A 20,656-nucleotide genomic window follows, 5' to 3' on the forward strand; every position below is an offset into this window, starting at 1 on the left:
CTACCTAGATCATTACATGTTACACTAGTCATTTAAATGGCAATAATTAATATAGGAAGTTAGTTCAGGAGGATGCTTTTAATGGATATGAATAATAATGATATTTTGATTCGCTTAAGATATGCGCTTGATATAAAAAATACCGATATGATGGAGATTTTCAAGCTTGGCGGGGTAGAGGTGACAAGAGAAGAGCTTGCTGAGCTGCTTACGAAAACGCCTGACCGTGAGAGGGATAATGAAAGCGAGTTGGGGGAAGAAAGCAATGAGTGCAGCGATTTTATGCTCGAGACTTTCTTGAATGGACTGATCATTTTTAAAAGAGGCAAGCAGGAGCCAAAGCCTGGCCAGCCAGCGAAACCGCCGATGACCATTAAGAATCATAGCAGTGTGAACAATGTGATGCTGAAAAAAGTGAAAATCGCCCTCGCTTTGACGAGTGAGGATGTCATGGACATACTCGAATCAACTGGAGTCATCATCAGAAAGAGTGAGTTAAGTGCGTTTTTCCGCAAAGAAGGGCATTTCAATTACGTGGAATGCGGAGATAAATACGCGAGGAACTTCTTGAAAGGCTTGGCGCTGCGCTATCGGAAGTGATTTTTGGTGGTGGGACGCGGGACGCGGGGACAGGTTCCTCGTCCCACGCTTCCTACTATATCGTGAAAAGAGGGGACAGATGGGACAGTAAACCTGTCCCTCTGTCCCAAAAGTGAGCAAAGGCGTATAACTGCTTTTGTTCTTTTTTTGTTTTTAGTAAATTAAAGTTTACTAAAGTGGACGAATTTTATTGATTATATCTCAAAATGGTAATAATATATTTACTATATGTGAGGTGTTATTTTATGATGGATGCAATTGCCAAAGAGTATATCGCTCTTATTCCAAATTTATTTAATAGTTTCAGTGAGATAAATCAAATTGCAGTGCCCCTGACTCACTTGCAAAGTCATGTGGTGGATTTCATCTACATGCAGCAGCGCCAGGTAAAGCTGAAAGAGATCCGTGTCGAGTTGAATATCCCGAAGCAGCAGATGACCACAGTAATCAAAGATTTAGAGGAAGAGGGTTATCTGACAAAGGAAACTGATGCTGAAGACAAGCGGGCGATACTGGTTTCACTAACGTCAAAAGGGGTTGAAATTCAGGAGCAGAAATGGATGCAAATTTATCAAAAGTTTACTGATGATTTAACAAAATTGAATGGAGAGGAGCTCATCGATTTTCATTTTTCTCTCCACAAAATAAATGCTCTATTAAGGAAGATGGGGGCTCGTGATGAAAAATAACCATAAAATTAGTTTAGAAAAAGAGCAGGAAACCCTATTGATTACGCTTTATGCAAAGGCGATAGACAGCCGTTTGGAGAATTCCATTCTACATGACGAAAAAGCGTCTGAAATCCAGAATTTAATAGATTATGATTTTGAAAAATTCAATACGTATGATAATGGGAAAGTTATGGTACTAAGGGCGAAGCAGTTTGATGATTGGATTGTCGAATTCCTTGATTTCAATCCTTCTGCTGTTATCGTGAATTTAGGATGTGGTCTGGATACAAGGGTTTCACGGATTAATCCTGGGCAGGGAGTAAGATGGTTTGATGTGGACTTTCCAGAGGTCATAAAGGTCAGAAAGCTTTTCTTTTCCAATGGCAGCAGCTATGAAATGATTGAGTCTTCAGTCACCGATGAAGGTTGGCTCTGCCATGTTCCTCAAGATAAACCGGTAATGGTTGTCGCTGAAGGGATACTAGAATACCTGACTGAAGAGGAAGTGAAAACTTTATTCAACCGCATCACCAGTTATTTTTCCAAAGGTCAGATTTCGTTTGATGTGATGAACACTTTTGCCATTCAATCTGGAAAAGATAGTCTGAAGCAATCAACAGGTGCGGAACATAAATGGGCAATTGATGATACTAGTGAAGTAGACAAACTATTTCCTATCTTAAAGAAAATGAATGACCTTTCTGTTTTTTCAACCAGATATGTTCGAAAACTTCCATGGAAACTTCAACTTCTGTATCGTTTGATGCGTCTCATCCCAAGCTTTAGAAATATGATTCGGCTGTTGAGATACCAATTCTAATTAGGACGGGATGGGACGCGGGGACAGGTTCCTCGTCCCACTGCCATCCAACCCAGTCCTCCCAGTGAGGGCCTCACAACGAAAAAGAGCAGGGACAGTAAACCTGTCCCCCTGTCCCAATTAAGGGATCAATAATATTTTGCCTGTGCTTTTTCTGCTTTCTAGGAGTTCGTGTGCTTTTTTGCCGTCTTCTAGTGCAAATTTAACAGGCTCGGCAATTTTAAGTTTGCCCTCTGCGATCCAGTCGAATAGTTGGCTGGATCTTTTTATTCTTTCTTCTTTGGACGTCAAGACATTCCAAAGATCCCCGCCGGTCAAGGTTTTGGATGTATCCATAAGCATCCGCGGATCGACTGGTTCAGGATCTCCGCCTGCCATCCCGAAGAACACGACAGTTCCTCCTGTTCTCGTTGCTGAAAAGCTGTTCGAAAGAGTGGCACCGACAGATTCGAAAACGACATCTACGCCTTTTCCATCCGTTTTGTCCTTCACTTGATCAACCCAATCTCCACTGTATAAAAATACTTCCTCGGCGCCTGCTTCTTTCGCCGTTTCCGCTTTTGCAGAGGAAGAGGTGAGCCCGATTGCCTTGCCACCAAGGATTGTGATCATTTGTGTCAGGAGCTGGCCAACACCTCCTGCAGCGGCATGGACAAGTGCAGTATCGCCTTGTTTGACCTTGTAGCTGTCATGGACAAGGTAGTGTGCCGTTAATCCTTGCAGTAAAATAGACGCTGCAATATCCAGTGAAACGCTCTCCGGAACGGGGATTGCCTTTTCCACAGGGACAGCCACCAATTCTGCATTTGCATAAGGTACATCAGCAAATGCGATGCGATCGCCAATCTGAATGTCACGTACCTCGCTGCCGACTTCCTCTACAATTCCAGCTCCTTCATATCCTAGAATATATGGAGGATTACCAGATAGATGATAGTTGCCTTTACGGCGATAAATATCAGCAAAATTCAGTCCGATCGCTTTGGTTCTCACCAATACCTCGTTCGGTCCAATAGAAGGGTTATCGATTTCTTGATAAAGCAGAACTTCAGGTCCGCCAAATTTTTCAAAAACAAGTGCTTTCATAACATCAGCCTCTTTTCTATGGTGAATTCCGTGGGACGTGGGGACAGGTTACTTGTCCCACAATTCCCCTTCGTGTAGGTCCGGCTTCATTATAAACTACCTTGATAAGTAGAAACAAACTTTAGGGATGTGGTTGGGGCGCGTGGGACTCGTGAGTGGGAGGCGGGGACAGGTTCCTCATCCCAATGAAATGTATTGGTGCATTCTCTCGGCTGACAATGTACTAATCATTTACCCTCATTAATTGAAGGGAGCACAATTGGCTTGTCGATCTGAGCTGGTTTTTAAGATGGTGGTGTCGGGACAAGGAACCTGTCCCTCTGTCCCTGCGCGGTGGATGACGCTTTTGGAGATGCCGGTGATTCTGGAGAGTTGTCTGATGGATACTCCTTCAATTTGGATTAGTCTTGTGAGAATGGTGTTTCTTTGTGTCCGTTCAAGTTTTTGCAGGTCGCTTCCGCTTCGTATGCCAAAGGCTTGCATGTGCTCCCTGAGTTCGTCATCAGTCAGTCGCACTTTTATCCTATATTCCAAACATTCATCATCGGTGAGGGTCTGCATGTGCTGGTGAAACAGTTCATAGGCCTTCTTTTTATTTGAGGAAAATAAACTCAATGGGAATTCCGTGTCAACAAAAGTATATCTTTTTTCATACTCATGGATGCTCGTCCATGGGGAATTAAAAACGGAAGGGGAGAGGCCAGCCCTCAGGGGATTTTGGTGAATATAACGCAGAACAGTGAGGAAATACCTCATATTATTGATGTCTTCGCTTTTAAAACGTTCTTGGAATAAATGCCCGCTTCGTTCGTACTTTTCATTGTAAAAATAAACATAGCTTGAGCTGATTTTCTGTACCGCGGTGGAAATGGAATCGGCACCTTCTTTCATCAGGAGGTGAACGTGATTATTCATCAAACAATAGCTATAAAGTTGAAAACTGTTATTCTTTTTAAATCGTGAAATGGTCTCTAGAAATCGGGTTCGATCCTCATCATCCTCAAAAATCGATTGGCGATTAACCCCTCTCATAATGAGATGGTAGATAGAGGTGCTGCTCTTACTTCTTGCTCTTCTTGGCATCGTTTTATCACACCTTGGATTTTTATTTTCGTTTTTTTAAAAAGTAGGTTGGGAGTTTGTAAGAAATGAGGGATAAAGAGGGGATTCTGGTTAGCGGGGGAAGGAAAAAACAGATGACATATAAAATACCTCCTTCATTTTCGTTAAACTACCAATTCAACAAACAAACCCATACTCCTGCAAATATAAGAAAAAGGGACAGGGGGACAGGTTCCTTGTCCCACCAGCAATTACTGATATCAATGCCAAAATCCAAAAAATGCATACAAAAAAGGGGGACAGTAAACCTGTCCCCCCGTCCCACACTAGGCCTTGCTAGTGTGTTTCTTTTCTGATTGGTCGACTACGGCAGCGCCGACGATGTCACCGATGACATTGGAGGCTGTGCCAGCCATGCCGATGATGGCATCGACCCCTGCAATGAGTGCCACGATTTCCAGTGGCAGATTGAACATTGTCAGGACTGCTGAGAGCGTGACCAGCCCTGCAGCTGGTACGCCTGCTGTACCGATGGAAAGCAGGGTTCCCACCAAAATGATCGTAATGAAATCAGTAACAGAGAAATTCGCCCCGGAAACATTGGCTGCAAAAACGATTGATGCTCCCATCCTGAGCGCGCCGCCATCGGAATTGAATACCGCTCCAAGCGGAAGGCTGAAGTTTACAATCCGCTCTGAAATTCCTGCTTTTTTGGCTCCTTCAATCGCAACTGGAAGGGTGGCGATGCTGCTGGATGTAAAGAAAGCAGTAGTGAACGCTTCTTTTGTGCTGCCAAAGAATTTCCGCAATGAAATCTTGAACATTTTCAGGATTCCGCTGTACACGACTACCCAAAGGATGACGATTCCAAGGTAAAAAACAGCTGTAAACTTGAATAAAGATTTGAAAGTATCCCATCCTTGTGCACCGAATGAGGATGCCGCAATGGCAAAAATCCCGATCGGAGCATAAAGAAGGATGCCTTTTAAAATACGGAAGAAAAGTTCATTTGCTGCATCAAAAATGTGATGCAGGGAGTTTCCGTAGCGCTGCATTTTATCATCTGTAGAAAAACGCATTCCGGAAGTCGTAAAACCAATGATGATTGCTAAAAATAAAATGGCCATCAAGTTTCCGCTGGTGAAAGCTGTAACGATATTGTCAGGCACAATGCTTAACAAGATGTTGGCCACGGATGGACTTTCCGGTTTTTCCACAGAAACATCCGGAAGGGAAAGGGAAGCGCCCGGATTGATCCACAGAGCAATTCCAAGGCCGATCAGAACAGCCGCAGCCGTTGTGACGCCATAATAAAGAACAAGTTTTCCTCCTGTTCGGCCAAGCTGCTTCGGATTCATTTGATTGACTGCAAGGACCACCGTCAAAAACACAACCGGCGTGGCAATCAAATTTAGCATCTTAATCAAAAGTGTTCCGAACGGCTTTATAACATCAGCCCCAGGTCCCCAAAGGACGCCGACGATGATACCAAGAACAAATCCAACCGTCATCTTAAGAAGAAAGGAAGAATCCTTGTATTTACGCCAAATAGACATAAATCATAACACCTCTTTTTCTAAAAAATTTAATAATCCTATATAAAGTACGCTTCATTATAAACCACCTGCAAGTTCCAAAACAACAAAAGGTACGCCAAGGGACGCGGGGACAGGTTCTGCGTCCCACATGAATCCGCATACAAAAACAAACGTGAGGGCACAGGGACAAGGGACACAGGGACAGGTCCAGTGTCCCTGCAGGACCTGTCGATGATTCCAATTACAATTATCAACACCAACGGGACAGTAAACCTGTCCCCATGTCCCGCCCCAAACAAAAAAGGGACAGTTTTTGTGAACTGTCCCCCGTTCCTATGGTCTGAACTGTTTGAAGTCTTTTGGGATTTTTGGGCTTTCTACATCGAATGCTTCGTTGATTTTGATATCTTTTGTTTCGATTCCTTCTATTGATCTTCCATTCGCATTATACAATTCCATCTTCAGCAGGATGCCTGAATTTTGGTCCATCCATAGTGTGAAGGTTTTTGCTGAAAGTTTTCGTTGGAAGGAATCATCAAAGGTTCCGTCGATGACGATTGCCGTTCTGCCAAGAATGTTTTCCCTTCTGCTTGCTTTCCATAGACTATGGTCTTCAAGGAATCCAAGAGCGATTTCCTTGCTGTGAAGAGATGTTCCAGCATAGCCAAGTTCGATACCTGTTGCAGGATAATTATAGTTTTTTGTACCGTCTCCATTTTTCGTCACTGCATTTTTAAGTTTCATATATTGCCCTTTACTCTGAACATTGTACGGTTGGGTTTGGTACGTTTTATCATTATGATTGAGTGAAATCAAATTATTGCCATCGAATGTTTCTTCTGTTTTTAACCCGGTGGCTTGATTTAATAATGACGTAGAATAGGAGACTTTATTTTTCATCTGAAGCTTGTAATCTATTATTAAGTCGAAAGGAACGGTTTCGCTGTAATAACGGAATGACCCTTTTGCACTATCAAAATAATTATAGCTGTTCAACATCCGTTCCTGAATCGCATCTTGATCAGATAAATCCAATGGGAAGATCGTTTCTTTAGGAGTTGAAGCTGCAGGAGCAGATGCTCTCTTAAAATTGGTATGTACTGCATGTACTTCCTTTTTCTCTTTTGGATGGTTCCACTCTGATAGCCCATAAATCCCTGCAATACCCACTGCAGCTGCAATTGCCCCTGCAGCCATGAATTTTTTCACCATATCTTGGCCTCCTATTTTAGTTGCTGCTATAAAGAACTTTTACTGCGTCTGCACCCGTGCCACCGAGTTGGCCTGAAGGGACACTTAGCACAACCTTGCCTGTTTTTGCACCGGGAGTTTTCCCTGCATAATTCCATCCGCGGGCTGCATAGCGCTGATTAAGAGAAGTACTTAGTACTTGAGAGCCATTGTTATACATTCGGTAAACAGCATTTGCATTAGTGAACTTTGTATTATCGATATAGACGTAAAGGCTTCCATAAAGGTTACTGCAGCTTGGGAAAATCCAGCTATAATCGCTGCTTCCTGAGCTCGGAGAGGAAGCAAGATAGCGATGTTCTGAACGATAAGACAAGGAAGAAGATTCGTGCACCCAATTTCCTGAATAGCTATTATCAGGAGAATTCAACTGATTGTTATCGTTGTCCAGTAAATCATAAGTACCATTAGCACAAGCTGCTGAGGCTTGTTTGTCCGGTGTCATCCACCAACTGCCCAATAGCAGAGCTGCTGCAATGAAGATTTTCCACCTTTTCATACTATTCCCCCTATTAAATGTAATTTTTTTCTATTTCAGATTACCATGTTTTATGGGGTAAATTGTAAAAAATCTAATACAGGGATATGCGGGGGAGGAGGGAGATTTGACGATTTCCCAGGAAATCTAGCGAAATATCTCTATTGCTGTAAAAATATAATTTTAGGCATATTTTTTAGAGCAGATTGGTATAAAGAATGATTGGTTAATATTATGGTAAAATATTCATAAAACAATAGAATTGGAGAAGAATAAAATGAAGCACAAGATCGATGCCATCACCAAGTTCCGGGACGAAAGAGGCTGGAAAGGAAACCACAATTTAAAAGATTTGGCTATCTCCATATCATTGGAAGCCAATGAACTATTGGAGAATTTCCAATGGAAAAGTGATCAAGAAGCGCTGCAGTCACCTGACCAGAACATCAAAGAAGAAATGGCAGATGTATTCATCTACCTCCTGCAGATGGCCGACAAAATGAATGTAGACTTAGAGGAAGAAGTCTTCAAAAAAATGAAGAAAAACGCAATAAAATATCCCGTAACAAAGTAAATGGGACGTGGGGACAGGTTCCTTGTCCCAACAGCGCCACCACTCCCTAAGCCCACCGACATATAAATAAAAAAGAGGGACAGTAAACCTGTCCCTATGTCCCAGAAAAGGAGAGATTTTCGTGAGAAGTGAGTTTCCTTTGAGTTTGAATTTATTAGAGATCCCAAGTGGGGAAGATAAGATTGTTGGAAGGATGTATGTAGCAGAGGGCGAAGGGCCACATGCCACTATACTTTTGCTTCATGGTTTCCCCGGAGTAATGATGAACCTGGATACGGCAGCGGAATTACAGAAGAACGGGTTTAATGTATTGATAATGAACTACCGTGGTTCTTGGGGGAGCCAGGGATCATTTTCATTCTCTAACTCGCTGGAAGATGTCCATGCAACTCTTCGCTATATTAGACAAAGAGAAGTGGCCATTCAAAATCGGATTGACGCAAATCGAATTGCGCTGGCAGGACACAGTTTCGGTGGTTTTTTATCTCTGATTGCTGCTGCTTCCGAACCAACCATTAAGGCTGTTGCTGCATTATCCAGTGCTAATTTTTCTTTGTTTGCGGAGATGTTGGAACAAAATTCTGATTTGAAGGAACAGTTCTCTCAAATGTTGAAAGACAGCTGCTTCTTTTTAAATGGAGCCTCAGTTGAAGGAATTATGGAAGAGATTTTGGTGAACAAAATGGAGTGGAATACATTTTTAGCTGCCCCGCAGCTAGTTGACCGAAAACTATTGTTAACAGCAGCGGATTTTGACTCTCAGCTTCCGAAACAATCCTTTTTCGATCCTTTGGTGAGTGCTTTTAAACAAGCTGATGTTCAGCATCTTCAGTGTGAAGTCTTAGAAACAGATCATAATTATATAGACAAAAGGAAGGAACTTGCTGACATTTTATTAATGTGGTTAAAAAGAGTTCTTTGAAGGGACGTGGGGACAGGTTCCTTGTCCCACAAAGCCCCCCACTCCCAAAGCCAACTGCCATATAAATAAAGAAGAGGGACAGTAAACCTGTCCCTATGTCCCAACGGATCGGTAGCGGAGTGCTAGGAGCATGGATGGGATGGTGCAGACGATCATTCCCAAGAATGCGTATCTCGGTTCGATTTCGTATAGGAATCCGCCGAATATGGTGAATATGGCTGTGCTCCAGCTGAGTGCCAAGGCTGAGTAGAGTCCCTGTGCTTTTGGAATCTGTTCGTGTGGAATATTTTTGATCAAATATTTCATGAATGCATAGTGCCCCATGGCGAATGAGAAGGCATGCAGCGTCTGGGCGATGCAGAATACCCAAACACTCGGGAATGCGAAAACCAATATCCAGCGTAGGGTTGATCCTAGTGCAGCCAGTGCCAGCAAGGATCCGACTGAGAAGTTCCGGAATTTTTGATCAGCGATGGAAAAGAAAATGATCTCTGCAATCACCGCAATGTTAATGATTACCCCAATCAAATAGGTTGGTGCATGAATTTCCTGGAGATAAATATAGCCGTAATTATAATAGGAAGCATGGGCTGCCTGCAGCAAGATGACAATGACGAGCACTAGACCGAAGTGTTTGATACGGAATAATTTCAGCATGCCGCCTTCTTTTGATACAGGTGATTTCTGCTTTTTAGATAAAATTTCAGGCGCAGGCATCAATCCCAGTCCCAGGAATATGGCCATTCCTGCCCCCAGCACCCACACAATCACTTGGTCCCCAAGCGCTCCGGTGAAAAATGTCAACAGCATCCCGCCAGCAACAAATCCAATAGACCCCCATAATCGGCTTTTTCCGTAATGCTTGAGTTGATTGCTTTGCACCAAAACGCCGGCTGCCGTGTCCAATGCAGGCATCAAAGTCGGGTAAAAAAAGTGAAGAAACAGCGTCGCCGCGAGCAGTGTGGTGAAGGAACCCGCAGGAATGGCACAAATAATAAAGAGCAGGGTCCCGATGGCCGCTGCGTTCAACAGAGTTTTACTGCTGAATTTACCTGAAAGAGCAGGGAACGCAAATAAAGTAGAAAGCCCCCTTGCCGCAAGGCCCAGACTCATGATCAAACTAGCCTGCCCCACCGTGATACCTTTTGTATGAATCATCCATCCCGTCCAATAGGGAAGGAAAATGCCCCAAGTCAAATAAAAACTAAAAAATTGCTTGCTCATCCATCGTTGAGTATTCATTGTGTCAACCTCCAATGATTGCATGGTATCATGGTGGAAAGAACAAAAATATGAGATATCTCATATTTTGGAGGATGACGATGAAAATTTATCATAATAAAAAAAGAGAGCGGTTATTGGAGGAGCACTCAATAGACCACTTATTTTCCTTTCCTGTAAAAGAGTTCATCGAGGTGCGGGAGTATGAGAGGGATGACTGGATCATCCAGGAAAATATGCGGCCGGACTGTTTGTTCTATCTGATTGAGGGGAAGGCGAAAATATATTTGACGCATCAAAACGGGAAAGTCTCCTTGCTTCATTTCATAAATGCAAACGAGTTTTTCGGAGAGATGGAGCTGTTGAATGAGGTGTATTACACAAAAGGGGTCCAGAGTGCAGGGAAAACCCTATGCTTTGCGTTTCCGTTTCACAAATGCCGTGCAAAGCTATTGGAGGATACTACATTTCTCCGCGGACTCGCTTTGTTCCTCAGCCAAAAATCTTCTTCGATGTCTGCCAAATATTCGCAAAGCCTTGCGTTCCCGCTGGAAAACAGGCTCGCAGACTTTATCCTGCAGACCGAACACGATGGAATCTATAAAGAGAAACACGTTACCGTCTGCGACTTCCTAGGTGTATCCTACCGACACCTGCTGCACGTCTTTGCCCAATTCATTGAAAAAGGCTACCTGCAAAAAGAAGGCACCCGCTATCGCATCCTGCAGACAAAACCACTCGAAGAACTGGCCAAAGTCCTTAAGTGGGACGTGGGGACAGGTTCCTCGTCCCAGCCGTTTCGTTGAATAGAGATTCTTGTGGCGGGACAGAGGGACAGGTTTCTTGTCCCAGTTTCCCACTAAATAAATGGGCAGGGACAAGGAACCTGTCCAAAAAAATAATAGCAACTGCATCAAACAAAGAAGGCAGAATCCTCGGCGCGAACGCGAAGAGGATTCTGCCTTTTTGATTTATTGACTAAAATCGGAAGTGGGATTCGAAAAATGTAGCTTGGGAGTAGTTAGCATAGCAGCGGGACAGTAAACCTGTCCCCGCGTCCCACCCACCGACTACTTCTTCAATATCCCCAAATATTCCACCCACGGTCCGACATCGGTACGATAGCGCTCGGCCATCACTCGCACTATTTGTGAAATATGGGTCAAATCATGGATGACCCAGGTGGAAATCAGCTCTCTTGCTTTGACTTGGCCAAAAGCAGGGTGTGTACCCGTTTTCTCAAAATCAAGGCCACTTTCAAAGATGCTCAATAACTTTGCTAAGTTTTCCTTCCGGATTAGCCCAAACTCATGGAGCTTAAATTCAATGGATTTTTTCCCTGCATCATTTAAATGAGAGAATCGATCGAAGGGAGGGAAGGGCGTGCTTTCACCTTCCTGAAGGAGAAATTCCAGCCGTGGAATCCAATTGGTTTTTTCGCCTTCAATCAAATGATCGATCACTTGAGATGCATTCCACGTTCCTTCACCTTCATTGCATGCCACCCAATCCGGCGATAATCCTGAAAGTAAAGTTTCAAGGGTGCCCGGTGTCCGTTCCAATATCTCGATCGCTTCATGAAAATCAAATTTCATTGTATTCTCCCCTTTCATATATGTGGGACGTGGGGACAGGTTCCGTGTTCCACCACACATTTCAGTATCAAAACGCGAAAAGTGTGCCCCAACTATCCAACATGCAGGCTGGGACGAGGAACCTGTCCCTCTGTCCCGCCGCCTAATTAAATTCAATTCTTCTATTATAATAGTCTATTAAAATGCGGCCGTCTTTGGCGATGTCGCTGCCGATGACTCCGTCAAGCTTGAAGAATGTTGCATAGTCTGGGAGGACCTTCCTTACGTCATAAAAAGTGATCGGCTGTCCGTCTTTCAAGAATAGATTCAGCTCCTTGATGCTGTCTATTTCAACTTCCTTCACTTCCCCGATGCCGCCAACGTGGATGGTTCTTTTCTCTAACTCCAGACCAGGAACCTTAGATAGGAGCGTCTGTCCGAAATATGTTTTATTGGCGCCGGTGTCCAAACCAAAATATAAAGGTGATTGGTCTTCGGCGATTACTTTCACAATAGGGTAGCCGCAGAAAAAAAGGTTGTTTTCACCATCCGCATCTTGCACAGGCTCATCAATGCGTACTCTTTTTTCCAAATAGTCGATTTCGATGTATAGGTGCTGCATTAAATCCCAACCAAGAATCCCGTCGATGACGATTTGTTCTCCTGTCTTTGGATTGGCGATTGTCAGCATTTCATCAGCGAGGACCAGTGTAGGCTGACGGAGGATGCTCAATCTATCAATCTCAATGGATTCAATAAAAGCAAGGTCGGTTTCAATCGTCTTTTCAGTAGAGCTGCCGACCTCGATTCCACTGCCTTTCCCCACTTTAATCCCGCAATCCACAGCCAGGGAATGAGAAATCACCGTCATTCCTGCACCCGTATCAAGCCAGACGCGTTTCTTCTTCCCATTAATCCGGACATCAATAGTAGGGGAACCTGATAAAGAGAGCTCCATCGGGATGTCCACTGGGGCTTGAGGGAAAGAGAGGGCAACAGGATCCACCTGACAGCAAGCTTTGGCTATCAATCGGTTGTTTTCATCAATTGCAGGATCATCCAGCAGACCGAGCTGTTCTAATCCATTCCAATCAGATCTATTAAAATAAAGATTAAACAGAAGTTCAGCAGAGTAGCTGCGAATCTGTGGATTCTCCGATTCCTTATACAACGGCATTAAACGTTCAATAGCCAAAAGGTCGTTTCCTTCCGTAATCAGCTTCAGCGCGGATGCAAATTCCTTTTCTTCGTTAGAAAGACAAGACTCCATAGCGTCAAAAGAAAACCTCTCCCACTCCTCAAAAATACTCAACCCATCACCCCTAAAAAATAATAAAATTCTAACAATAATATACCATATGGGACGCAGGGACAGGTTCCTTGTCACAAATTTCAACGCGACACTGACACAAAGGGTGGGACAGTAAACCTGTCCCCCCGTCCCACAAAATTGTCTCTCTATCCCAGAAACTGATACACTGTAAGGAACAATATATTCAAAGAAGGGGATACCATGACGAATCATTCAGGATTTAACTTTCACAATAGTTATATTGAATTGCCGAAGACGTTTTATGCTAAATTGAATCCAACCCCTGTGCGTGAACCGAAGCTGGTCGTTTTTAATGATGGACTCGCAGAATCATTGGGTTTGAACCCAAGCAATCTTCACACCCAGTCAGGTGCTGAAATCTTTGGGGGCAACCACATCCCGGAAGGGGCGGAACCAATCGCACAAGCCTATGCCGGTCATCAGTTCGGCAACTTGACGATGCTTGGAGACGGCCGTGCGATCCTGCTTGGAGAGCAGATCACACCGGAAGGAAAGCGATTTGATGTTCAGTTGAAAGGACCTGGGCGCACCCCATATTCCCGCGGCGGAGATGGCCGTGCTTCACTCGGACCGATGCTGCGTGAGTATATTATCAGCGAGGGAATGCATGGACTCCGCATTCCAACGACAAGAAGCTTAGCTGTCGCCACGACGGGAGAACCAATTTACCGCGAAACAGAGCTGCCTGGCGCCGTCTTGACCCGCATCGCTTCAAGTCATTTGCGTGTGGGAACGTTCCAATATGCGGCAGGAATCGATTCAAAAGAAGGGCTGAAGGCATTGGCTGACTATGCGATCTGGCGCCATTATCCTGACGCAGAAAACGCAGAGAATCCCTACCTTTCCTTGCTCCAGCATGTCATCAAACGGCAGGCTGAACTAATCGCGAAGTGGCAGCTCGCCGGCTTCATCCATGGGGTCATGAATACCGATAATATGACGATCAGCGGGGAAACCATCGACTACGGACCTTGTGCCTTCATGGACACATTCGATCCGGCAACCGTGTTCAGCTCCATCGATATTCATGGGCGCTATGCCTACGGAAATCAGCCAAGCATGGGCGGCTGGAACCTGGCTCGTCTTGCGGAAAGTCTCCTGCCGCTCCTTGATGAAGACGGGGAAAAATCATTGCAGCTCGCTCAGGATGCCATTTCGGAATTCCCGAAGCAGTATTTTACTCATTGGCTTTCCGGCATGAGAGCTAAGCTTGGGATCTTTAATGAGGAAAAAGAAGATAAAACCCTTATTGAGAACCTCCTCGGCATGATGCATAAGCATAAAGCAGATTATACGAATACTTTCCGCGCACTGACCCTTGGCAAGCTTGAGGGCATAGAGCTATTTGAAACAGAAGATTTTGCTGAGTGGAAAATTCAGTGGGAAAAAAGGCTCGGAAGACAGGAGCAATCAAAAGAAGATTCCGAAGAACTCATGAGAAAGACCAATCCATCCATTATCCCGAGGAACCACCGAGTAGAAGAAGCACTGAAAGCTGCCGTGGAAAATGGTGACTACACTGTTTTGGAAAAATTAGTCGCAGTTTTGAAAAATCCATATGCCTATTCGGCTGATCAGGAGGAATATACCCAACTTCCTGAGCCTTCGGAACGTCCATATCGTACTTATTGTGGGACATGACGTGAAAAAGACCCGTTTGTGATCAAACAAACGGGTCTTTTTTATGGAAATCGGTTTGACCCCCTAATTCCTGACGTTTACTTCAAGAATCTGGTCCATTCTTAGTTTCTTATTTTTTGTCCTTTCCTTCTTCACTTTTTATGAAAAGTGAAGAAGGAAAGGACATTGCTTGTTAAAGTTTTAAAGACATTTCTTTTGGGAAACCAATATCTTTGTATTTTTCTCGAAACTTTGTAGGCGACATTCTTCCGAGGCTGCCATGATATCTGCGATGGTTATAAAATTCTATGAAGTCATCAATTTCATAATAGGCCTCATCGAAATAGCTGAATTCAAATCGTCTGAATATATCACGCTCTAAAATACTAAAAAAAGATTCGATATATGCATTGTAGTTTGGTGATCTTGGTGGAATCCTTTCATGAAAAATGTTATTTACCTCACAAAATTCACCAAATAAGTTACTAACAAATTGAGGTCCATTATCAGTTCTGATTACAATACAATGCTCATTCGTTTCCTCTAAAACCTGTAAACTACGCCTTATAATAGCTTCATTTAGCATGCCGGTTATATCCTTGGCTGTACATTTCGGTCCTCGGTAATACCCAACGATGGCACGATCAAAAACATCAATAGCACACGCTACAAAGAAAAACCTTCGGCTTTCTGAAATAGAACCGTATTTGATATCCAGTTGCCATAGTTGATTAGGACCCGTGATGTGTCGATTGCGGACCAACCGTTTTGGATACTTAGGGTTACCCGTTCGCTGAGGAAGGAGAATACCTAATTTCCTACATAACCTAGCTACCTTTTTATGATTGATTTGAAGATCATGTTCATCCTTAAGTAATTGAGTCAAGTTCTTTACACCATATGTGGCACCGTCTCCCTCAACGGCCTCCATCAAGAATTCCTCAATCTGCTCATCTGAAATAATTTCCCCGGAGTTTTTCTTAGAATATCCCGGGATAGGGCGCCCTCTTTTCTCCTCGTTATCAACAACCTCTTCAGTACCATTGTGGTAGTAATAAAGGGACCTGTTCACTCCTGTTATCTCCGATAGCTTAGAAATTCGAAACCCCTCCTTTGCCCATAGTCGAACCTCTTCTAAGACCGCTAGGGCCGGTATTGGGTTTTTTTTAGTAAGTTTCTAAGCATCGCAACTTCAAGTTCTTTTTCACCAAGTAGCTTCATGGCCTGTTCATATTTTGCTTTTAATTCTTCTTTAGAGGGTTCAGTTGATAAAATAGCCGAAGCTGGATCCTCCATTTGGTCACGTACTTCATCCTCATACACCTTAACCCATCTCGCCAAAGTAGAACGATCAACACCAGCACTACGCGCAATGGATGAGTAATTGCCATTTTCCAGTGCCATTCGAACATACTTTTTTTTAACTTCTTCAAGAGCTTCAAACTTCTTATATGACACTTAAAGTCCCCTCCCTACTTCCTGAGTTTTTCTTGATTCTAGTGTACTGTTTCCAATACAAAAGTGTCCAAAGGAATTAGGGGGTCGTAGAGAAATTGTGCCCCTTTGCGCGAGAATTCCTGTGTTATGCGCGAAATTCCACAGCCTATGCGCCACTTCCTGTCCCTTATGAACGAAAATTTGATTTTATGCGCGAAATCACACCCCTTATGCGCCAGGCGGGCATATCCAGCCAGCGCCGCCATCCCGTAATCGACAAAAATCGGGTGGTGACAGTCACCTTCGCGTCGCAGTCGACAAAAATCGGGGCGTGACAGTCACCTACGTGTCGCCACCGCCATCTTCGCACCTTCCTTCCTCTCTCCCACCAATCCCACCCCAACACCTCAATTTTAAAAAAGTATAGGCAATGTTAAAAGAGTGCTAGTGATAGCGCTTTCACAAATCCTGCCCAATAATATAATTAAATTGTACTAATTTTCCAACATAATCCTAAAGGGGGATAAACATGAGAAAGATGTGGAAAGCGTTATCGCTTTTGCTTGTTGTGGCGCTGGCTGCGGTTGTATTTGCAGGGTGCAATAACAGCGGAGGCAAGGTCAGTGTGGGGATTGTATTGCCGACGAAGGATGAGCCTCGCTGGGTTCAGGATGAGAAGCGATTCAAGGATGCGTTGAAAGGCACGAAGTATTCAACGGAAATCCTGTTCAGCCAAGGTTCTTCAGCTAAAGAAAAAGAAAACGTACAAACGTTGATCAATAAAGGAATCAAAGTATTGATCATCTGCCCTCAAGATGGTGCAGCAGCAGCTTCTGCAGTGGAAGCAGCGAAAAAAGAAGGCATCACGGTCATCTCTTACGACCGTTTGATCACGAATACAGATGCAGTGGATTACTATGTGACGTTCGACAGCGTTGCGGTTGGTGCAGCGCAAGCGCAATATTTGGTTGACCATGCAAAAGGTTCAGGCGAGCCGCTTTACCTATATGCAGGTGCAGCGTCTGACAACAACGCATTCTTGTTCTTCCAAGGTGCATGGAAAGTGCTTCAGCCGAAGATTGCTGACGGCACATTCAAAATCGCTAACTCCTCAGAAGCGGTTGCGCTTCAGGATAAAGCAGATCTTTCCCGCGATGAGTTGAGCAAAATCATCGGCCAGGTAACAACAAACTGGGATCCAAACGAAGCGAAAAACAAAGCACAGACTCACTTGACTGCTGCTGGCGCTGACATGAAAGGCGATGTAGCGATCCTTGCTCCAAATGATGGAACAGCGCGCTCTATCGCTGATGTTTTCGGATCTGACAGTGCAGTAACAAGCTTTGTCGTAACAGGCCAGGATGCTGAAAAAGCTTCCATCCAATACATCATTGACGGCAAGCAGTCCATGACGGTCTTCAAAGACGTTCGTACGCTTGTAAAAGATGCAATGGGAATGGCGATCAACATCCTTGATGACAAAAAGCCTGAAACTACAGGTTCTTACAACAACGGTAAAGTCGATGTCAAAGCGAAGCAGACAGACGTCATCGTTGTGGATAAAGACAACGTGAAAAAAGAATTGATCGATTCCGGCTACTATAAAGCAGACGATTTCACAGGAATTCAATAAGTCATGTTCGACTCGGAATAGTGATAGATGCCCTCTATCACTATTTCGCAGTTGAGGCGTGATGAACGAAGCAACGGCGCACTTTTCCATTGTTGAAAAGAGCGTAGGAGGGGGTCTATCATGAGCGAATTCATTTTGGAAATGAACGATATTTCCAAAGAGTTTACGGGTGTCAAAGCGCTCAGTAATGTAAATTTTAAAGTAAGAAAAGGCGAGATACACTGCTTGATCGGGGAGAACGGGGCAGGGAAATCGACCTTGATGAAAGTCCTCAGCGGTGTCTACCCGTTTGGTACGTATGAGGGGGATATTGTTTTTGAAGAACAAGTCCAACAGTTCAACAAGATCAACGATAGTGTAAAAGCTGGCATTGCTATTATTTACCAGGAGCTTGCGCTTTTTCCGGATCTGACGGTTTATGAAAATATTTTTGCCGGCAACGAAATCAAACGCAAGGGATTCGTGGACTGGAACCAAACGATTGTCCAGGCAAAGGAAATGCTGAAAAAAGTGAAGCTCAATGTAAATCCTGAGACTCTTGTCAAAGATCTTGGCGTCGGGAAGCAGCAGCTCGTGGAAATCGCGAAAACACTCAGCAAAGAAGTCAAATTGCTGATCCTCGATGAACCGACAGCTGCACTCAACGAGGACGACAGCGAAAACCTGCTCGAGCTCTTGAAAGAACTGCGGAACCAGGGAATCACGTGCATCATGATTTCCCACAAACTGAAAGAAGTCATTTCCATTGCTGACAAAGCGACAGTTCTCCGAGACGGAAGGACGATCTGCACGCTCGATGCCGCCAAAGGCGAAATCATTGAAAGCACCATCATCAAAAACATGGTGGGGCGCGAAATCGAGGACATCTATCCGAAGCGTCCGGAAAAAAAGATCGGCGAAACGATCCTGGAGCTGAAAAATTGGTCAGCGCATGACACGCAGCTTGCACGGACGGTCGTCAAAAATGCAGACCTCCATGTCAAAAGGGGCGAAATCGTCGGGATTGCAGGCCTCATGGGATCAGGCAGAACCGAACTTGCTCTGAGCATCTTCGGGAATCCGAAAAACTATAAGCTCCAGGGCGAATTTTTTGTCGACGGGGCGAAGCGAAATTTCAAACATACGAGCGATGCCATCAAAGCGGGAATCGCCTATGTTACTGAAGACCGCAAAGGCGACGGGCTTTTCCTGATCCAGGATATCAAGAACAACGTGACCGCTGCCAACCTGAAGGGAATCGCCGAGAAAGGCATCCTGAACGAAAACGAAGAAGTGAAAGTCGCGACAGAATACAAGAATTCCCTCTACATCAAAGCGCACTCGCTTGAACAGACGGTCGGCAAGCTGAGCGGGGGGAACCAGCAGAAGGTTTCACTTGGCAAGTGGCTCTTCGTCGGACCAAAGCTGCTCATATTAGACGAACCGACGCGCGGGATCGATGTTGGTGCAAAATTTGAAATCTACACCATCATGAATAAATTGATCGCAGAAGGCTTGAGCATCATCATGATTTCCTCGGAGCTCGGTGAAGTGCTTGGGATGAGCGACCGAGTCTACGTTATGGCCGAAGGAAATATCAAAGGCGAGCTTTCCATCGACGATGCCGATCAGGAAAAAATCATGGAGCTTGCGACGCAATAGGAGGTAAACACAATGGGATTATTAAATGAAGCGAAGACGATGATCAAAGACAATATCCGCGAATACGGGATGTATATAGCCCTGCTTGTCATCATATTGGTCTTCACGGTGATGACGGACGGACTGTTCATGTCATCACGGAACATTAGCAATCTATTAGATTCAACCGGATACATCGCGGTACTAGCGGTCGGAATGACGCTTGTCATCGTCATCCGCCACATCGATTTGTCCGTCGGTTTTGCAGCGGGATTCCTTGGGGCAATTGCTGCGATTCTTTTGACGCAGGCTGGGGTGCCGGTCTACTTGACCATCCCGATCATCCTTGTGCTTGGGATTCTCGTCGGACTTCTGAACGGGGTGCTCATTGCGTCTATCGGGATTCCATCGTTCGTTGCAACTCTTGCAGGAATGCTGATCTTCAGGGGAGCCCTTTTGCAGGTTACTGAAAAAACAGGGACGATCATCATTAAAGACGACCATTTCAACGCGCTTGGAAATGGATTCATCCCATCCCTTATGGAAGTCAATGGACTTCATCTACTTTCCTTGATTGTCGGGGCAGTCGGAATTCTGTTGTACATCTACAGTGAATTCTCCAACCGCAGCAACAAACTGAAGTACAAATTCGATGTCCCTTCCAAAGGAATCTTTGCTATTAAACTTATATTTGTTTCAGCTATCATCGCTTATATTACATGGATTCTAGCAGGCTACAACGGATTCTCCTGGACAGTCGTCATCATGGTCCTTGTTGTTGTCATCTATTATTTCCTTTCAACGAAAACGGTGCTCGGCCGCCACATTTACGCGGTGGGAAGCAATCCGGAAGCTGCCCATTTAAGCGGGATCAATGTCAAAAAAATCACGTACATTGTGTTTGGTTCAATGGGAATGCTTTCTGCACTATCAGGCATCCTGTTCACAGCGCGCCTACAATCGGCCACAACAACTGCCGGGACGCTGTTCGAGCTTGATGCCATCGCAGCTGCCTATGTCGGAGGGGTTTCTGCTGCAGGCGGTGTCGGAAAAGTAACGGGCGCCATCATCGGGGCCATCGTCATGGCGTCCCTATCAAGCGGGATGAACCTGCTTGGCGTAGGGATTTCCTATCAATATATGATTCGCGGTGCTGTATTGGCCGGAGCGGTCATCTTTGACGTCATGACGCGGAAAAAAAGAGGATAGCAGACAA

Annotated in this window: 20 protein-coding genes; 10 read left to right on the forward strand and 10 right to left on the reverse strand. The window is 44.6% G+C overall.

Annotation, left to right across the window (positions count from 1 at the left end; all coding sequences use genetic code 11):
- Nucleotides 1–81: 81 nt before the first annotated feature.
- From ABTV07_RS04315 to ABTV07_RS04325, 3 genes are all read left to right on the forward strand, one after another.
- Nucleotides 82–600 carry a DUF1456 family protein gene (locus tag ABTV07_RS04315; RefSeq protein ID WP_433747943.1) on the forward strand — a complete coding sequence of 173 codons (519 nt, stop codon included), beginning with the start codon at nucleotides 82–84 and terminating at the stop codon, nucleotides 598–600.
- A 245-nt stretch (nucleotides 601–845) separates the two neighbouring features.
- Entirely contained in the window at nucleotides 846–1,289 is a 444-nt protein-coding gene (locus ABTV07_RS04320; protein WP_433747946.1) for a MarR family winged helix-turn-helix transcriptional regulator, read from the forward strand.
- Nucleotides 1,279–2,091 carry a class I SAM-dependent methyltransferase gene (locus ABTV07_RS04325; RefSeq protein WP_433747948.1) on the forward strand — a complete coding sequence of 271 codons (813 nt, stop codon included), beginning with the start codon at nucleotides 1,279–1,281 and terminating at the stop codon, nucleotides 2,089–2,091. Before ABTV07_RS04320 ends, ABTV07_RS04325 begins: the two co-directional genes overlap by 11 nt.
- 120 nt (nucleotides 2,092–2,211) lie before the next feature.
- Here the strand turns inward: ABTV07_RS04325 and ABTV07_RS04330 are convergent, their stop codons facing one another.
- The 5 genes from ABTV07_RS04330 to ABTV07_RS04350 form a co-directional block, all read right to left on the reverse strand.
- On the reverse strand, nucleotides 2,212–3,177 hold the full coding sequence (locus ABTV07_RS04330; protein WP_433747951.1) for a quinone oxidoreductase family protein: 966 nt from the start codon (nucleotides 3,175–3,177) through the stop codon (nucleotides 2,212–2,214).
- Nucleotides 3,178–3,417: 240 nt separating this feature from the next.
- Nucleotides 3,418–4,260 (reverse strand): transposase, encoded by an 843-nt coding sequence (locus ABTV07_RS04335; protein ID WP_433747954.1) that lies wholly within the window; start codon nucleotides 4,258–4,260, stop codon nucleotides 3,418–3,420.
- 305 nt (nucleotides 4,261–4,565) lie between these two features.
- Nucleotides 4,566–5,795: a dicarboxylate/amino acid:cation symporter gene (locus ABTV07_RS04340; RefSeq protein WP_433747957.1), complete on the reverse strand. Its 1,230-nt coding sequence runs from the start codon at nucleotides 5,793–5,795 to the stop codon at nucleotides 4,566–4,568.
- 315 nt (nucleotides 5,796–6,110) lie between these two features.
- Nucleotides 6,111–6,989 carry a sigma-E factor regulatory protein RseB domain-containing protein gene (locus tag ABTV07_RS04345; protein WP_433747960.1) on the reverse strand — a complete coding sequence of 293 codons (879 nt, stop codon included), beginning with the start codon at nucleotides 6,987–6,989 and terminating at the stop codon, nucleotides 6,111–6,113.
- Between the two features lie 16 nt (nucleotides 6,990–7,005).
- Nucleotides 7,006–7,527, reverse strand: coding sequence for a hypothetical protein (locus tag ABTV07_RS04350; protein ID WP_433747961.1), 522 nt, complete (start codon nucleotides 7,525–7,527; stop codon nucleotides 7,006–7,008).
- 256 nt (nucleotides 7,528–7,783) lie between these two features.
- Between ABTV07_RS04350 and ABTV07_RS04355 the strand changes: the two genes are divergently transcribed.
- Nucleotides 7,784–8,080, forward strand: coding sequence for a nucleotide pyrophosphohydrolase (locus ABTV07_RS04355; protein WP_433747964.1), 297 nt, complete (start codon nucleotides 7,784–7,786; stop codon nucleotides 8,078–8,080).
- A 121-nt stretch (nucleotides 8,081–8,201) separates the two neighbouring features.
- The gene (locus ABTV07_RS04360; RefSeq protein ID WP_433747967.1) at nucleotides 8,202–9,002 is read left to right on the forward strand and encodes an alpha/beta hydrolase family protein; all 801 of its coding nucleotides are present in this window, start codon (nucleotides 8,202–8,204) and stop codon (nucleotides 9,000–9,002) included.
- Between the two features lie 93 nt (nucleotides 9,003–9,095).
- On the opposite strand, the gene ABTV07_RS04365 is transcribed toward ABTV07_RS04360, so the two are convergent.
- Nucleotides 9,096–10,244, reverse strand: coding sequence for an MFS transporter (locus ABTV07_RS04365; RefSeq protein WP_433747970.1), 1,149 nt, complete (start codon nucleotides 10,242–10,244; stop codon nucleotides 9,096–9,098).
- 80 nt (nucleotides 10,245–10,324) lie between these two features.
- Between ABTV07_RS04365 and yeiL the strand changes: the two genes are divergently transcribed.
- A complete protein-coding gene (gene yeiL / locus ABTV07_RS04370) occupies nucleotides 10,325–11,029 on the forward strand; it encodes a transcriptional regulator YeiL (RefSeq protein WP_433747972.1) in 705 nt (234 codons plus the stop codon).
- Nucleotides 11,030–11,293: 264 nt separating this feature from the next.
- On the opposite strand, the gene ABTV07_RS04375 is transcribed toward yeiL, so the two are convergent.
- Complete coding sequence (locus ABTV07_RS04375) at nucleotides 11,294–11,818, reverse strand: DinB family protein (RefSeq protein WP_433747975.1); 525 nt, start codon at nucleotides 11,816–11,818, stop codon at nucleotides 11,294–11,296.
- A gap of 142 nt (nucleotides 11,819–11,960) precedes the next feature.
- Nucleotides 11,961–13,109: a retropepsin-like aspartic protease gene (locus ABTV07_RS04380; RefSeq protein WP_433747977.1), complete on the reverse strand. Its 1,149-nt coding sequence runs from the start codon at nucleotides 13,107–13,109 to the stop codon at nucleotides 11,961–11,963.
- Nucleotides 13,110–13,310: 201 nt separating this feature from the next.
- Between ABTV07_RS04380 and ABTV07_RS04385 the strand changes: the two genes are divergently transcribed.
- The gene (locus ABTV07_RS04385) at nucleotides 13,311–14,771 is read left to right on the forward strand and encodes a protein adenylyltransferase SelO (protein ID WP_433747980.1); all 1,461 of its coding nucleotides are present in this window, start codon (nucleotides 13,311–13,313) and stop codon (nucleotides 14,769–14,771) included.
- Nucleotides 14,772–14,943: 172 nt separating this feature from the next.
- Here the strand turns inward: ABTV07_RS04385 and ABTV07_RS04390 are convergent, their stop codons facing one another.
- Both ABTV07_RS04390 and ABTV07_RS04395 read right to left on the reverse strand, forming a co-directional pair.
- A complete protein-coding gene (locus tag ABTV07_RS04390) occupies nucleotides 14,944–15,822 on the reverse strand; it encodes an IS3 family transposase (protein ID WP_433744312.1) in 879 nt (292 codons plus the stop codon).
- A 71-nt stretch (nucleotides 15,823–15,893) separates the two neighbouring features.
- The gene (locus tag ABTV07_RS04395) at nucleotides 15,894–16,208 is read right to left on the reverse strand and encodes a transposase (protein WP_433744315.1); all 315 of its coding nucleotides are present in this window, start codon (nucleotides 16,206–16,208) and stop codon (nucleotides 15,894–15,896) included.
- A gap of 508 nt (nucleotides 16,209–16,716) precedes the next feature.
- On the opposite strand from ABTV07_RS04395, the gene ABTV07_RS04400 reads away from it, so the two are divergent.
- The 3 genes from ABTV07_RS04400 (at nucleotide 16,717) to ABTV07_RS04410 (ending at nucleotide 20,649) form a co-directional block, all read left to right on the forward strand.
- A complete protein-coding gene (locus ABTV07_RS04400; RefSeq protein ID WP_433747983.1) occupies nucleotides 16,717–17,820 on the forward strand; it encodes a sugar ABC transporter substrate-binding protein in 1,104 nt (367 codons plus the stop codon).
- Between the two features lie 120 nt (nucleotides 17,821–17,940).
- A complete protein-coding gene (locus tag ABTV07_RS04405) occupies nucleotides 17,941–19,461 on the forward strand; it encodes an ATP-binding cassette domain-containing protein (protein WP_433747986.1) in 1,521 nt (506 codons plus the stop codon).
- Nucleotides 19,462–19,473: 12 nt separating this feature from the next.
- Nucleotides 19,474–20,649, forward strand: a complete 1,176-nt coding sequence (locus ABTV07_RS04410) for a sugar ABC transporter permease (protein WP_433747988.1) — start codon at nucleotides 19,474–19,476, stop codon at nucleotides 20,647–20,649.
- Nucleotides 20,650–20,656: the final 7 nt, after the last annotated feature.

The organism is Falsibacillus pallidus, from assembly GCF_050990905.1.
Classification (GTDB): Bacteria; Bacillota; Bacilli; order Bacillales; family DSM-25281; genus Falsibacillus; species Falsibacillus pallidus_A.

Coding starts and splice junctions, on each gene's coding strand:
- ABTV07_RS04400 (WP_433747983.1), top strand. CDS start 16,717: ATGAGAAAGATGTGGAAAGCGTTATCGCTTTTGCTTGTTGTGGCGCTG.
- ABTV07_RS04330 (WP_433747951.1), bottom strand. CDS start 3,177: ATGAAAGCACTTGTTTTTGAAAAATTTGGCGGACCTGAAGTTCTGCTT.
- ABTV07_RS04350 (WP_433747961.1), bottom strand. CDS start 7,527: ATGAAAAGGTGGAAAATCTTCATTGCAGCAGCTCTGCTATTGGGCAGT.
- ABTV07_RS04335 (WP_433747954.1), bottom strand. CDS start 4,260: ATGCCAAGAAGAGCAAGAAGTAAGAGCAGCACCTCTATCTACCATCTC.
- ABTV07_RS04355 (WP_433747964.1), top strand. CDS start 7,784: ATGAAGCACAAGATCGATGCCATCACCAAGTTCCGGGACGAAAGAGGC.
- ABTV07_RS04365 (WP_433747970.1), bottom strand. CDS start 10,244: ATGAATACTCAACGATGGATGAGCAAGCAATTTTTTAGTTTTTATTTG.
- ABTV07_RS04385 (WP_433747980.1), top strand. CDS start 13,311: ATGACGAATCATTCAGGATTTAACTTTCACAATAGTTATATTGAATTG.
- ABTV07_RS04320 (WP_433747946.1), top strand. CDS start 846: ATGATGGATGCAATTGCCAAAGAGTATATCGCTCTTATTCCAAATTTA.
- ABTV07_RS04345 (WP_433747960.1), bottom strand. CDS start 6,989: ATGGTGAAAAAATTCATGGCTGCAGGGGCAATTGCAGCTGCAGTGGGT.
- ABTV07_RS04325 (WP_433747948.1), top strand. CDS start 1,279: ATGAAAAATAACCATAAAATTAGTTTAGAAAAAGAGCAGGAAACCCTA.
- ABTV07_RS04405 (WP_433747986.1), top strand. CDS start 17,941: ATGAGCGAATTCATTTTGGAAATGAACGATATTTCCAAAGAGTTTACG.
- ABTV07_RS04315 (WP_433747943.1), top strand. CDS start 82: ATGGATATGAATAATAATGATATTTTGATTCGCTTAAGATATGCGCTT.
- ABTV07_RS04410 (WP_433747988.1), top strand. CDS start 19,474: ATGGGATTATTAAATGAAGCGAAGACGATGATCAAAGACAATATCCGC.
- yeiL (WP_433747972.1), top strand. CDS start 10,325: ATGAAAATTTATCATAATAAAAAAAGAGAGCGGTTATTGGAGGAGCAC.
- ABTV07_RS04375 (WP_433747975.1), bottom strand. CDS start 11,818: ATGAAATTTGATTTTCATGAAGCGATCGAGATATTGGAACGGACACCG.
- ABTV07_RS04340 (WP_433747957.1), bottom strand. CDS start 5,795: ATGTCTATTTGGCGTAAATACAAGGATTCTTCCTTTCTTCTTAAGATG.